General features: G+C 64.5%; 11 protein-coding genes. 5 read left to right on the forward strand and 6 right to left on the reverse strand.

The annotated features are described in order from the left end of the window. Positions 1-176: 176 nt before the first annotated feature. Entirely contained in the window at positions 177-818 is a 642-nt protein-coding gene (locus AC13EK_RS21100) for a hypothetical protein (protein WP_069336292.1), read from the forward strand. Between the two features lie 403 nt (positions 819-1221). Here the strand turns inward: AC13EK_RS21100 and AC13EK_RS21105 are convergent, their stop codons facing one another. The 6 genes from AC13EK_RS21105 to AC13EK_RS21130 form a co-directional block, all read right to left on the reverse strand. Further along, positions 1222-2448, reverse strand: a complete 1227-nt coding sequence (locus AC13EK_RS21105; protein ID WP_069336293.1) for an NAD(P)/FAD-dependent oxidoreductase — start codon at positions 2446-2448, stop codon at positions 1222-1224. Between the two features lie 123 nt (positions 2449-2571). Next, complete coding sequence (locus AC13EK_RS21110; RefSeq protein ID WP_004212110.1) at positions 2572-3609, reverse strand: rod shape-determining protein; 1038 nt, start codon at positions 3607-3609, stop codon at positions 2572-2574. 144 nt (positions 3610-3753) lie between these two features. Further along, positions 3754-4797, reverse strand: a complete 1044-nt coding sequence (locus AC13EK_RS21115) for a choice-of-anchor A family protein (RefSeq protein ID WP_069336294.1) — start codon at positions 4795-4797, stop codon at positions 3754-3756. 221 nt (positions 4798-5018) lie between these two features. Beyond that, positions 5019-5408: a nuclear transport factor 2 family protein gene (locus tag AC13EK_RS21120; RefSeq protein ID WP_069336295.1), complete on the reverse strand. Its 390-nt coding sequence runs from the start codon at positions 5406-5408 to the stop codon at positions 5019-5021. Positions 5409-5549: 141 nt separating this feature from the next. Next, a complete protein-coding gene (locus AC13EK_RS21125) occupies positions 5550-7949 on the reverse strand; it encodes a TonB-dependent receptor (protein WP_069336296.1) in 2400 nt (799 codons plus the stop codon). 229 nt (positions 7950-8178) lie between these two features. Further along, positions 8179-8901, reverse strand: coding sequence for a GntR family transcriptional regulator (locus AC13EK_RS21130; protein ID WP_069336297.1), 723 nt, complete (start codon positions 8899-8901; stop codon positions 8179-8181). Between the two features lie 157 nt (positions 8902-9058). On the opposite strand from AC13EK_RS21130, the gene AC13EK_RS21135 reads away from it, so the two are divergent. Genes AC13EK_RS21135 through AC13EK_RS21150 form a run of 4 tightly spaced genes read left to right on the forward strand, consistent with a single transcriptional unit; the run spans position 9059 to position 12910 of the window. Next, the gene (locus AC13EK_RS21135) at positions 9059-10546 is read left to right on the forward strand and encodes an aldehyde dehydrogenase family protein (RefSeq protein WP_069336298.1); all 1488 of its coding nucleotides are present in this window, start codon (positions 9059-9061) and stop codon (positions 10544-10546) included. Further along, positions 10543-11352, forward strand: a complete 810-nt coding sequence (locus tag AC13EK_RS21140) for a carboxymuconolactone decarboxylase family protein (protein WP_069336299.1) — start codon at positions 10543-10545, stop codon at positions 11350-11352. The genes AC13EK_RS21135 and AC13EK_RS21140 overlap by 4 nt, the downstream gene beginning before the upstream one ends. Next, positions 11349-12104 carry an SDR family NAD(P)-dependent oxidoreductase gene (locus AC13EK_RS21145; protein WP_069336300.1) on the forward strand — a complete coding sequence of 252 codons (756 nt, stop codon included), beginning with the start codon at positions 11349-11351 and terminating at the stop codon, positions 12102-12104. Before AC13EK_RS21140 ends, AC13EK_RS21145 begins: the two co-directional genes overlap by 4 nt. After that, entirely contained in the window at positions 12101-12910 is an 810-nt protein-coding gene (locus AC13EK_RS21150; protein ID WP_069336301.1) for an NAD(P)-dependent oxidoreductase, read from the forward strand. The genes AC13EK_RS21145 and AC13EK_RS21150 overlap by 4 nt, the downstream gene beginning before the upstream one ends. Positions 12911-12927: the final 17 nt, after the last annotated feature.

The raw sequence follows: 12927 nt of genomic DNA on the forward strand, positions 1-12927 counted from the left end.
CCCCTCCCTTTCAGGGAGGGGTTGGGGTGGGTGGCGAGCGCAGCGAGATTCTGCCCGATCGACCGTAGGCCGCCGCTATGCGGCGCACCCACCCCACTCCCCTCCTTGAAAGGGAGGGGAGTGGGAAACGTCAGATTCTGCTCGCATCGTGCCCGTTTGCCGGTCATTCTGGCCTCATGAACAAGGGCGTCTTAGCTCAAGCTACGATCCGCGCCAGCGAGGCGCTGGACGCCGTGTATCGCACTTTCGAGATGCCGGCGCCGTCAACGATCGAAGGCTGCCCTTGCTGTATCGATACGCGCGGCACCGATGTCTTGCTCGCTACCCCATTGCGTGAAATCAGCGGCATGGCTCTCTGGCGCTATGTTTCGGGTGCGTTCTTGACGGTTGGTGACGAGCAGGAATTTCGCTATCTGCTGCCGCGCATTCTGGACGTTTCAGTGTCTGATCCAGCGAATGCCAACAATCCCGAGATAGTGCTGGGCAAGCTGTCGCTCGCGGGATGGGACTCCTGGCCACCGCATGAAAAAGCTGTGATCGAAATGTTCGTCGGAGCGTGGTTTGAACTGGCCCTGGCGAGCGATCTTGCAGAAGCAGATGAAGGTTGGATCGGATGGGCTGCCGAGAGCGTTCTTTGTGGCGCGGCTCGGGCCGGGGTGCAGCTAGACCGCTGGCTACTGCGATTGGCTGCGCCAGACGTCGCGCCGGTTCTTGCTGACATTCGTGATAGGTTCCCACGCGAGCCATCGGGCTTTTGGGAAGATGTTCCCTGGGCCTTTCATGCGGTGCGAGTATTTTTGGATCAAGGACGAGCCTAGATCAGCATTCGTCCGATCGGGGCATCCGACTTTCGACTTGCCGCTCAAAGGAGCGACGGGTTCAAAAAAAAAAGCGGGAGATTCCGATTATCGAGCGCGCTAAGCGGCCGGCTTCCCGGCCGTCTTTCCTACTCGGCATTTTTCTGGTCCACCCTGTGGGATGGAATTGGCCGCTCTTGTCGCTCCCACATCGACCGCATTGCCGCAGCCCGCCGCAACCGCCCTGTCGCGTCCTGGTCGCCTGATCGTCGCTTCGCTGGCGCGTCGGTGTCGCTTCACAGGCGCGCGATTGTCGCGCTGCCGTCGCTTTCCGATGACCCTATGCCGGGAAAATGGCGCAAAACGGGGCGACGACACTGTGAACTTCGTAGGAAAATCCGACTGTCGCGTCGTCGCCGACCGATCAGGCCAGGCCCACTTCCTTGAGCGGGATGCCGGCATCGGCCAGTTGTGCGGGATCGAGATGGGCGCCCGATAGCACGTGGGCGCGGCCCTGGACATAGTCCTTGACCGCATTGACGCAGTCGAGCGCGATCACCTTGCCGCCCTTCAGATAGACGACCGAGAAGCTGCGGGTGGCGGGATCGCCGCGCAGCACGGTCTGGTCGAAGCCGGTCGAGAGGCCCACGGTCTGGAGCTTGAGATCATATTGGTTCGACCAGAACCAGGGCACGGCGTCATAGGCCTCTTCCTTGCCGAGGATATGGGCCACGGCGGTCTTGGCCTGGTCATTGGCGTTCTGGACGGATTCGAGGCGCATCTGCGCGCCGCCGGCAAAACGGTTGGCGTGCGATGCGCAATCGCCCACGGCATAGATGTCGGGCAGCGAGGTGCGGCAATATTCGTCGACATCGACGCCATTGCCACCGGCCGCGCCGGCCGCGATCAGCGGGCCGGTTTCGGGCACGATGCCGATGCCCACGATCACCATGTCGGTCTCGATCCGCTCGCCATCCTGCATCAGCACCGCAGTGGCCCGGCCATCCTCGACCGCGATACAGTCCATCTTCGCGCCGGTACGCAGATCGACGCCATGGGCGCGATGCTCCGCCTCGTAGAAGCGCGAGAGATCCTCGCCCGCGACGCGGGCCAGCACCCGGTCGAGCGCTTCGAGCAGGACGACGGTCTTGCCGAACTTCGAGAGCACGGCGGCCGCCTCCAGCCCGATATAGCCGCCGCCGATGATGGTGACATGGTTCACGCTGTCGATCTTCGCGATCATCGCGTCGACATCGTCGCGGCGGCGCACGGCATGGACATTGGCGGCTTCAGCGCCGCTGCAGGTCAGCATCCGGGGGCTGCCGCCGGTACACCAGATCAGCTTGTCATAGCCGATTTCCGCCTCGCCGACGGTGACGAACTTGCCGACCGGATCGACGCTCTTGACCCGCTTGCCCAGCAACATGTCGATCTTGCGCTCGTCCCAGAAGGCGGCGGGGCGGATCAGGATGCGGTCGAAGCTCTTGTCGCCGGCGAAATATTCCTTGGACAAAGGCGGGCGCTCATAGGGCGGATCCTTCTCGTCGCCGATCATGCCGACCGAGCCTTCGAAGCCGTGCTGCCGCAGCGAGATCGCCGCCTGCGCGCCGGCATGGCCGGCCCCCACGATCAGAACGTCATAATAGCTCATCCGCCCGCTCATCCTCTTTTATCCGGGGCTTTGCTTGGCGGCATTTGGCGGTGCTGGCAAGCGCCGATGTCGCTGGACGGACAAGCGATGCCCGCCAACCATCGTCGGGGCGGTGCGCGCCGGTCAGGACATGGTCAGCACGCCTTCATAGGCGCGGTCTTCCAGCGCCTTGCCGGCACCCATGGCGACGCACATCAGCGGCGTGTCAGCGATCCGCACGGGCAGGCCGGTGGCTTCCGACAGCGCCTCGTCCAGCCGGCGCAGCAGCGCGCCGCCGCCGGTCAGGGTGATGCCTTCGTCGATGATGTCGGACGAGAGTTCGGGCGCGGTCTGTTCCAGCGCGGTCATCACCGCCATCACGATCTGGCCGACCGGTTCGGACAGGGCGTCGCAGATTTCCGCTTCGCTGATGGTCATTTCGGCCGGGCGACCATTCACCAGGTCGCGGCCCTTGACGATGATCCGCTCGCCCTCGCCATCGGGCGGGGTGGCGCAGCCGATCGCGCATTTGACGCGCTCGGCGGTGGCTTCGCCGATCATCAGATTATGGACGCGGCGGATGTGCGAGGCGATGGCGTCGTCCAGCTTGTCGCCGCCGACGCGGGCCGAATTGCTGTAGGCGATGCCGTTGAGCGACAGCACGGCCACTTCGGTCGTGCCGCCGCCGATATCGACCACCATCGCGCCGCGCGGTTCGGTGACGGGCAGGCCGGCGCCGATCGCCGCGGCCATCGGCTCCTCGATCAACTGCACCCGCGCCGCGCCGGCGTTGGAGGCCGCATCGCGCAGCGCCCGGCGCTCGACCATGGTGGAGCCGGTCGGCACGCAGATCACCACATCATAGCGGCGGCCGAAACGCCCGCCATCCTGCGCCTTCTCGACGAAATGCTTGATCATCTGTTCGGCGACGTCGATGTCCGCGATCACGCCGTCACGCAGCGGGCGGATCGCCTGGATATTGGCCGGGGTCTTGCCCATCATCAGCTTGGCTTCATTGCCCACCACCTTGACCTTGCGGATGCCGCGGATGGTCTCGATCGCAATGACGGACGGTTCGTTGAGCACGATGCCGCGATCGCGGGCGTGGATGACGGTATTCACGGTGCCAAGGTCGATCGCCATGTCGCAGGCGGTCGAGGAGAAGAAGCGGGGCATTTTCATGGGAAAGCGGCGATCTGCAAAGATTGTGAAACAATGGCTCCCTGTGCCGCCGCCCGGCGGCGATCAGAAGGGCGCTGCGCCAGTCCGTCCGTTTCCCGCGTCTGGCCGAGGGTGAAGGGACGGAAAAGCACGGTAAAGGGCGGTTCAGGCGGTCTCGCGGATCAGGCGGCGACCCAGCAGCACACCGGCAATGCCGAGCAGGAACAGGGTCCAGCCCGGCGCTTCGGGCACCGGCGTGCCGCCCGAACTGCTGCCGGTCGGCGGATCGATCGGCGGGGTATAGGTTCCGGTATAGGTGCCCAGATGCATCTCGCCATTCTGGGTCAGGTTGCCGAACACGGCCGATCCCTGAATATAGTTGGCGGTGGTCGCATCGGCCCAGGGGGCCAGCAGCGATCCGCCCCAGCTATTGGTGAGGTCGAGCGACTGGGCGTCGCCGAAATTCCAGATCACATGTTCGCCCAGATTGGCGGTGCCGCCCAGGAAATTGTCGTTGAGACTGACCGTGCTGCCGCTGACATTGACGATCGCGGTGTCGGCGCCGTTCAGGTTGAAGGCGATCTCGCCCACCTTGTCGAGGTCGGCGGCACTGATCGAGAAGACGGCCAGGCCGTTGGCGTCGGGGCTGGCGTTGAAGGTGGCGCGGTTGCCGCTGATGACCATGTCGCTGTTGGCGGCCAGGCCCGACAGGTTGGTCGACAATTGTTTCATGCTGCCGGCCAGCACCGTGCCCTGCGTCGCCAGGCTGGATGCGAAGCCGGGGTCCGACGTGGCCAGGCCGGACTGGACGCTATTCTGGTTGATATTGGTGTTGCTGATGGTGCCGCCGACCTTCACCGTCTGGGCCGCGCCATTGAGGTTGAAGCCGCTTTCGACATTGCCGCCGACCAGCGCGCCCGACCCGTTGTTCAAATTCTTGATGCCGCCGGTGACATTGCCGACCACGGTGAGGCCCGCCTGTCCGGTCGTGGAGGTAGCGGGGGTGCTGATCTGGTAGCTGGAGGAGGTGCCGGTAAGGTCGCCGCCAACGAAGGTACGGCCCTCCACTTCGGAGGAGGAACTGAGATCACCCAGCACGATCAGATTCCATTCGCGCAGCGCGTCGGTGCCGGTGACGGGCGAGGCATGAGCGGGGGCGGCAGCAAGTAGCGCCAGCGACGCCGAAATCATGAAACCGGTCTTTTTCATAATGGATAACGCCAAGTCTTCGCATGTCGTCACAATGGATTGCGTGACGCGTGGCGAAGTCCCCCCTTCCGCTCCCTGGATTGTCGGCCCCGACTCCGGCGCCGGGGCGCCAAGGACAGGGTGGGCGCGCCATAATCCTGTCGGACCGGCGCGGCAATATTTTATTAACTATTGCGCGAAGATCGTGGCGGCTCGTCTTGGCGAGGGAAGACGCGGACTTTTCAGGCCAGGGTCAGGTAAAGTTCCGCCTCGATCAGCCACTCGCTGCCAATCTGCCGCCATTTGGCGGTGTAGGCGCCCGAGGCGATGAGGATGCCGGACGATGCGGCGGCGCCCTGCCACTGGCCATGTTCGAAGGCGATCGGTTCGACGGGCGAGACGAGGATCGTGTCGGGCGTGCGGGTGTAGATGCTGCGATCGGGCGCGGCAAATTCGCGCTTCCAGGCCATCAGCTGCGCCTTGCGCCCGGCGATGACGCCGCTGTCGGTGCCGGTCACCATCACCACATCCTGCGCCAGGATCGGCCCGATGGCGGCTAGGTCGGCATCGGGGAGCGCCCGGTTGAAGCTGGCGCGGCGCAGGCGGATGGCAAGATCGGCGGTGGCGGTCATGGCGCTTCCCTTAGCAGGCGGCGCTGCCGTCGCCATGCCCGAAGGCCAAAAAAAGAACGCCCGCAGCGGGCTGCGGGCGTTCCGTTCGCCAGACCGGGCCATGTCGAGGAGGGCATGGCCGGCCCGGCGGGGAGAGGGGGGTTAGAGCTTGTAGCCCAGGGTCAGCACCCAGGAGCGGCCTTCGCCCGGATTGGCCCAGCCATTGTTGCGGATGCTGGTATAATATTTTTCGTTGGTGAAGTTCTGGACGTTGAGCTGGGCGGTCAGCTTCTCCGCGAAGGTGTAGGACAGCATCGCCCGGTGAACGAGATAATCGTCCGAGTGATAGATCGGCCCGATCGTCGTGCTGCCGGCCACCAGCGGCGTGACCAGGGCGCGATTGTTGAGCGCGAAGCTGCCCTGATAGGTCAGGCCATAGCCCAGTTGCAGCCCGAAGGGCAGGGTATAGGTGGTGAACAGGCTGCCCGAATGCTTGGGCGTATTGGTCATATCCTGACCCTTCTGCACATCGGGGATCAGAACATTGTTGCCGCACGGGTTGGACGTAGCCGATCCGATCCCGGATGCAGTGCCCGTCCACGGGCTCGCAAGGCACGCATTGGACACGCTCTGGATGACCTTGCTTTCGAGATAGGTGTAGTTGGCGAAGATCGTCCAGGCTTCGGTGATGTTGCCGCTGGCGCCCAGGGTGACACCGTTCACGCGGTTGCGGCCATCATTGACGGGCAGCGCGCCGACGAACGGATCATTGCTGGTGACGCGATAATTTTTGCGCTCGTTGCGGAACAGGGCAGCGGTCAACTGAAGGCCGCCATCGAACAGGTCGATCTTGCCGCCGATCTCGTAATTGACTGCTTGTTCCGGATTGGCGTCGCAGGCGTCGTTGGAGCCATTGGTCCCGATGATGATCAGGCCGCAGCCCGATCGCACCGTGGTGGCCGTCGGCGTCTTGCTGTTGGCATAGGCGACATAGAGGCTGGCATTGTCGGCCGGCTTGTAGACGAGGCCGACGCGGTAGGAGAAGAGATCGTCGCTCGCATTCTGCTGCGGGCCGGTGGTGTAGGCGCCGCCTGCGGCCGGCGTGGCGATCGTGTCGGAGCGGAAGCGGGCGCGGTTATGCTCCCAGCGGACGCCGCCATTCAGTTCGAGCCCGTCGACGATCTTGGCCGCAGCAAAGGCATAGGTCGCGATGTTGAACAGATCGCCCATCTGGTGGCCGGACCGGATCTTGTTGACCGGGCCGGTATAGATGCCGTTCGGATCGCTGATGCTGATCGGATCGAGCGTGGGGTTCGGCGTGGCGCCGTTGGCGTTGCGCAGGACGTTGCCATTGTCCAGCGTGTAATCTTCCTGCAGCATCGAGGTGCCGATGACCAGCGTATGGCCGCCCGGAATATTGAAGGTCAGGTCGAGCTGATTGTAGAGCGTCTGGTTGACCGAGTCCCGGAAGCCGCCACGCGGGCCGCTGGGATAATACATGCCCGGCACCTGGCCGGCGGCGCAGGCCGCACCGGTCGGCAGCGTGCCGTTGGCGAGGCAATAGGCGCCCTGTGGCGGGTTGACGACCAGATTCTGCTCGACGCGCTGCCAGCGCGACAGGTTGCGGACCGACAGCAGGTCGCTGAAACGATGATCGAAGATCGCCGTCGCCTGGTCGATCGTCTGATCCTGCTTGTCGAGATTCTTATAGCCATAATAGCCGCTATAGGGCACGCCGGGCAGCGGCCCGTCATAGATCGCATTCTTGTAATAGGGGATGCCGTAGAGCGGCGTATTTTCGTCTTCCTGATGGGTGTAGAGCAGGGTCAGCGAGGTCGGTCCGTCCACGCCCAGCTTGACCGAGGGCGCCACGCCCCAGCGCTTGTAGCTGTCGACATCGCGCCGGGCGACGTCATTTTCATGATACATGGCGTTGAGGCGCACGGCGATTTGCTCGTTGACGCGGACATTGCTGTCGATGGTCGCCCGATAATAGTCGGACGTGCCGATGCCGCCCTGGACCAGCGTTTCGCTGTCGGCCTTGGGACGCTTGGTGACCAGGTTGATATTGCCGCCGATCGCGCCCGAACCGCCATAGACGGAGTTGGCGCCGTTGGTGACCTCGATCTGCTCCAGGTTGAACGGGTCGGTGCGGCTATATTGGGCGCTGTCGCGCACGCCGTCGATGCTGATGTCGGTGTTGGCGCTCTGGCCGCGCAGGTTGATGCTGTCGCCATAGCCGCCGCCGCCTTCGCCCGCGCCGAAGGTGATGCCCGGAACGGTCGACAGCACGTCGCGCAGGGTGAGGAGGTTCTGCTTCTGGATGGTCTGGTTGCCGATCACCGTGATGGTCTGCGGCGTGTCCAGCAGGGGGCGAACATATTTGGGCGATTCGGGCTTTTCCACCTTGATGGAACTGTCGTCGATCGCCGTGTCGGTGACCGTGACGCCGCCCAGTGCCTGGCCCTGGCCATTATCCTGCGCATGCGCGCCGGATGCGAAGGCCATTGCGCCGACGCAGCTCAGTGCAAGGAAGGATGGAGTGTTTCCATATTTCGCCATTGTTTCAGAACCCCTTTCGATTGTTGCAGGGGCTGCTATTGCGACCTATTCGCATTGTCAATGCTATTGCGAGTGGATATCTGTTTGACGATGCTTTTTTGCTAAATGATGTAAAAGTCGCACAGTTGGAAATGGCTAAATGGCCAACATATGGATCATGACAGCCCATCAGCGGCGCGTGCCTGTCAGTGGCACCCGAACGCATCGCTTTATGGTGTGCGATGCTGCTTCACACGCGGTCGAATGCGCACAAGGCGGCCAAAACCTGCCGATTTTGGCGGTCGGCCTCGAAATGGGCGAGGGCGGGGTCATGATCGGCGATGGCGTCGATGATGCGCAGGCGACCGTGGCGCCATATGCGGAGGTTGAACATGTCGGCCCTGGCGCCCTCGCGCTCCACATCGCGCGCGCTCCCCAGTGCGACACGGGTCAACAGCTCGAACAGGGGCTGGCTGACCATTTTGAACAATATGTCCTGCAGCCGGCCTTCCAACTGGCCGAGCCCGTCCATGCTATCGCATGCATCGATCTGACTGCGCAGATCGAGTAATTCCCTGTGAAGGGCCTGGTCGTCGCATCGCGCGGCAGCGGCGCAGAGCCGGTTGAACAGCAGCGAGGTGATGTCGAGTATCTCGCGCCAGGAACCCGGTTCGCCGCACAGATAGGCGCCCAGCATCCGTTCCAGATCGGCCATTTGCGGTCGCCGGCCATAATAGCCGCCGCCTGGCCCGCGCCGAACCTCCAGCAAGCCCTCATGCTCCAGGATGCGTGCTGCCTGCTGGACCGTGACGATGCCGACCTCCAACTCGCGGGCAAGGGTTTGCAGCGAACCAATCTGCTCGCCGGCCGGTGCAGCGAGGATGCGCCGGCGCAGGGCGTCGGCGGTATGGCGGACGATCTGCCGCTTGCCGGTCGCCGGTTCCATCGGGTCATTTTGCTGGATGAGGTTCATATGAATTAATGCGCATATTGATTGAAATTTCGCAAGGGCGATGCCGAAAGAGATCGCCTTGATGATCTAATAATATGCATACTAATAACGATCTCAAGAGTCGCCGCCCGGTTCTGGAGCGGTGCCGCTGCGCTTACCGCGCCGGAAGGAGAGAGCCATGGCGTTCAGGGATCCCGTGATCGACGCATTGCCGCGTCACCCCATCATCATTGGCGGACAGCGCGAAGTGCCCACCGGCCAGGCGCGCCACGCCCATGTCTATCCCGGCACCGGCAAGGTGACGCAGGAACTGGCGTTGGCAGATGCAGAGGATGTCGACCGGGCTACGGCCGCCGCGCGCAGGGCCTTTCCCGCATGGCGCGCGATGCCCGGCGACAAGAGGCGCGACCTCATGTTCCGCATCGCCGCCCTGCTGGAGGCCAAGTCGGCGGATTTCGCGCCGAGCCTGATCGCCGAAAATGGATCGGTGGCGATGGTGGCGCCCTATATGGGCTATGATGCCGCCCAGAAATTCCGCTATTTCGGCGGCTGGTGCGATAAGCTGCACGGTCGCACCATCCCGATGTGGGGCGCGCCGGCCCATGATTATGTCAGCTATGATCCCTATGGCGTGATCGGCATCATCGTGCCGTGGAACGGACCGCTGTTCGCCGCGACCATGGTGCTGGCGCCGGTGCTGGCAGCGGGCAATTGCGTGGTGATCAAGGCACCGGAACTTGCCCCCTACAGCGTCATGCAACTGGTCGAACTGCTGCATGAGGCGGGCCTGCCGGATGGCGTCGTCAACCTGGTCACGGGCGGCGCCGATGTCGGCGCGGCGATGGTCAGCCATCCCGGCATCGACAAGATCGAATTCATCGGATCGGGCGCGACCGCGCGCCAGGTGCTGACCAATGCGGCCCAGTCGCTCAAGCCCGTCGGCCTGGAACTGGGCGGCAAGTCGGCCGTGGTCGTGTTCGATGATGCCGACCTGATGCTCGCGGCGAAGAAGGGGCTGACTGGGGCGATTTCCTCCAATGGGCAGGGCTGCATCAATGGCACGCGGCTGCTGGTCCAGCGCGGCATTTATGACCGTTATCTCGACCTGATCGGGGCGATGGCGGGCCATGTGCAGTCGGGCGACCCGTTCGATCCCGCGACGGTGCTGGGGCCGGTGATCAGCCAGAATGCGCTCGACCGGATCAGCGGGATGGTGGCGCGCGGCGTCGCCGATGGCGGCCGGATCATCGCGGGCGGCCATCGGCTGGCCGGCGATTTTGCCGATGGCTTCTTCCTGCCGGTAACGATCCTGGCGGACGTGCCGGACCAGTGCGAGATCGCCCGGAATGAGGTGTTCGGGCCGGTGCTGGTCGTGACGCCGTTCGAGGATGAGGAGGAGGCGATCGCGCTCGCCAACGGCACCGACTATGGTCTGGGCGCCTATGTCCACACCCAGAATTTGCGCCGCGCCCATCATATGGCGCGCGAGCTGCAGGCGGGCATGATCCATGTGAATGGCGCAGGTGAGGCGATGCAGCCCAATTGCCCGTTCGGCGGCTTCAAGCAGAGCGGCCATGGCCGGCTGGGCGGGGTCGAGGGGCTGCATGAGTTTCTCCAGCCCAAGAATGTCTGGATGAGCATGGCCGCGCCGGAGGGCGGGCAATGAGCCTGTGTGATCCCGCAGCGCGCAGCGCACTCGGCAACAGGCTTCAGGCCGAACTGACGGGGCGGGATGATCCCGCGCCGCAATCGCCGGTGGCGGACAGCTGGCGCGATTTCATCTATGCTGAAATCTGGTCTCGTCCGGGGCTGGATCGGCGCGCGCGCTTCCTGATCGCGCTGGCTTCGGCGGCCGGCGCCGATGCGCCCGCCGACCGGCTGGACGGCTATGTCCGTGGGGCACTGACGACCGGCGCGCTGACCCAGGCCGAATTGCGCGAGGCGGCGTTGCATGTCGCGGTCTATTCCGGCTGGGACAAGGGCGGGGCGATCGATGCGGCGATTGATCGGGGCGAAGCAGAGCAGGAACTGGCGCCGGTTCTGCAGGCGCCGATCCGCGCCGAACCCTGGGATGCGCAGCGACGCATGGAGCAGGGCTTTGGCGAATTTCGCGCGGTGATGACCTTTGACGGCCCGCGCGTCGGCAATGGCCTGCCCTATCTGCAGGATGGCATATTGAACTTCGTGTTCGGCGAGATGTGGTGCCGGCCGGGCCTCGACCAGCGGTCGCGCCGCTTCCTCACGCTGGTGGGCGTCGCGGACTCCGCGGCCACCGTGCCGATCGCCAGCCATTTCCACGCGGCCATGGCGAGCGGCAACTGCACCGCCGCCGAACTCAACGAGTTCGTCCTCCAATATGCGGTCCATGCCGGCTGGCCCAAGGCGTCGGTGATCCAGGGCGTGGTGCTGGAAATGGCCGGGAAGGTCGCCAAGGGCCTGGCCTGGAACGAGACAGAGGGGGGCAAGCAATGAGCATCTCGATCGACATGCGCGGCAAGGTGGCGCTGGTGACCGGGGCAGCCTCGGGCCTTGGCCGCGCGACGGCGGTGAAACTGGCACAGGCCGGCGCCCGGCTGTGGTTGGTGGACGTCAATGCGGAAGGGTTGGCCGAAACGCTGGGCCTGCTTCCTGAGGGGGAGCATCAGACGGCGGTTGTCGATCTGGCCGATCCTGATGCTTGCCGGGCGACCGTCGATGCCGCCGTCACCCATTTCGGCCAGCTCGATGCGCTGTGCAATGTCGCCGGCCTCATCTATCTCGCCAATTCGCCCGACATGGCCCGGCTGCTGTGGGACAAGACGCTGGCGGTCAACCTGACCGCGCCCTTTCTGCTGTCGCAGGCGGCGATCCCGCATCTGCTGAAGGCGAATGGCGCGATCGTGAATGTCGTTTCCTCGGCCGCCTTCATCGGCGAGGCCTATGCCGCCGCCTATTGCGCGTCGAAAGCCGGCCTCCTCAATCTCACCAAGGCGATGGCGATGGAGTATCAGAAGCAGCCGATCCGCATCAACGCCGTCGCGCCGGGCGGCATGATCACCAATATCGCCACCAATTTCCGGCCGCCCGAAGGTTGCGACCTTGAACTGCTCAAGCGCTTTTCCGGGATGCGCGGGACGGTCGAGGTAGAGGATGTCGCCGACATGGTCGCGCTGCTCGCCTCGCCGGCCGGGCGTGGCTATCATGGCAATTGCATCTCGATCGATGCCGGGATCACCGCAGGATGAGCAAGATGGAACGGATCGGCTTCATCGGCCTTGGCAGCCAGGGTGGTCCCATGGCCGAACGGATCGCGGCCGCCGGCTATCCGCTCACGCTCTGGGCCCGCCGCCCGGATGCGCTGGCGCCCTTTCTCGAAAAGGGCGCCACAGCAGCGCCGGACATCGCGACATTGGGAGCGACCTGCGATCATGTCGGCATCTGCGTCGTCGATGATGCCGGCGTGGCGGAAATCGTCGATCAATTATTGCCGGCGATGCGATCGGGCAGCCGGATCTTCATCCATTCGACCATATTGCCCGAACATTGCGTGGCGCTGGCCGAACGCTGCGCGGAACACGGTGTCGCCTTCCTCGATGCGCCGGTCAGCGGCGGCGGCCCGGCCGCGGCGGCCGGCACCTTGACCCTGATGTGCGGTGGTGCGGTCGATGTCTTCGAGGCCGCCCGGCCGGTGCTGGAAAGCTTTGGCGGCCTGATCGTGCGGATGGGCGATGTCGGCGCCGGGCAACGGGCGAAGATCGTCAACAACGCGCTGATGGCGGCCAATATGGGTCTGGCCCACGCCGCGATGGAGGCGGGCAGGGCGCTGGATCTGGATGGCACGGCCCTGCGCGACCTCATCAAGGCGAGCAGCGGCCGCAGCTTCGGTTTCGAGGTTTATGCCCGCCTGCCGACGCCCGGCGCCTTTGCCCATGGCGCGCCGCTGCTGCGCAAGGATGTCGGTCTGCTGATGGCCAGCCTGCCCGATGATGCCAGTGCCGAAGCCTTGTCCCGCGCCGCCACGCCCTTTCTCTCCGCCGCCTGCGGCGACTGACTTTTCAGGAGACCGAT

This window comes from Sphingobium sp. L-44, assembly GCF_056859495.1.

What these genes read in the sequence shown, in the direction of transcription:
- AC13EK_RS21150 (WP_069336301.1), top strand. Translation starts at nt 12,101, where the DNA reads ATGAGCAAGATGGAACGGATCGGCTTCATCGGCCTTGGCAGCCAGGGT.
- AC13EK_RS21140 (WP_069336299.1), top strand. Translation starts at nt 10,543, where the DNA reads ATGAGCCTGTGTGATCCCGCAGCGCGCAGCGCACTCGGCAACAGGCTT.
- AC13EK_RS21145 (WP_069336300.1), top strand. Translation starts at nt 11,349, where the DNA reads ATGAGCATCTCGATCGACATGCGCGGCAAGGTGGCGCTGGTGACCGGG.
- AC13EK_RS21115 (WP_069336294.1), bottom strand. Translation starts at nt 4,797, where the DNA reads ATGAAAAAGACCGGTTTCATGATTTCGGCGTCGCTGGCGCTACTTGCT.
- AC13EK_RS21110 (WP_004212110.1), bottom strand. Translation starts at nt 3,609, where the DNA reads ATGAAAATGCCCCGCTTCTTCTCCTCGACCGCCTGCGACATGGCGATC.
- AC13EK_RS21135 (WP_069336298.1), top strand. Translation starts at nt 9,059, where the DNA reads ATGGCGTTCAGGGATCCCGTGATCGACGCATTGCCGCGTCACCCCATC.
- AC13EK_RS21125 (WP_069336296.1), bottom strand. Translation starts at nt 7,949, where the DNA reads ATGGCGAAATATGGAAACACTCCATCCTTCCTTGCACTGAGCTGCGTC.
- AC13EK_RS21100 (WP_069336292.1), top strand. Translation starts at nt 177, where the DNA reads ATGAACAAGGGCGTCTTAGCTCAAGCTACGATCCGCGCCAGCGAGGCG.
- AC13EK_RS21105 (WP_069336293.1), bottom strand. Translation starts at nt 2,448, where the DNA reads ATGAGCTATTATGACGTTCTGATCGTGGGGGCCGGCCATGCCGGCGCG.
- AC13EK_RS21130 (WP_069336297.1), bottom strand. Translation starts at nt 8,901, where the DNA reads ATGAACCTCATCCAGCAAAATGACCCGATGGAACCGGCGACCGGCAAG.
- AC13EK_RS21120 (WP_069336295.1), bottom strand. Translation starts at nt 5,408, where the DNA reads ATGACCGCCACCGCCGATCTTGCCATCCGCCTGCGCCGCGCCAGCTTC.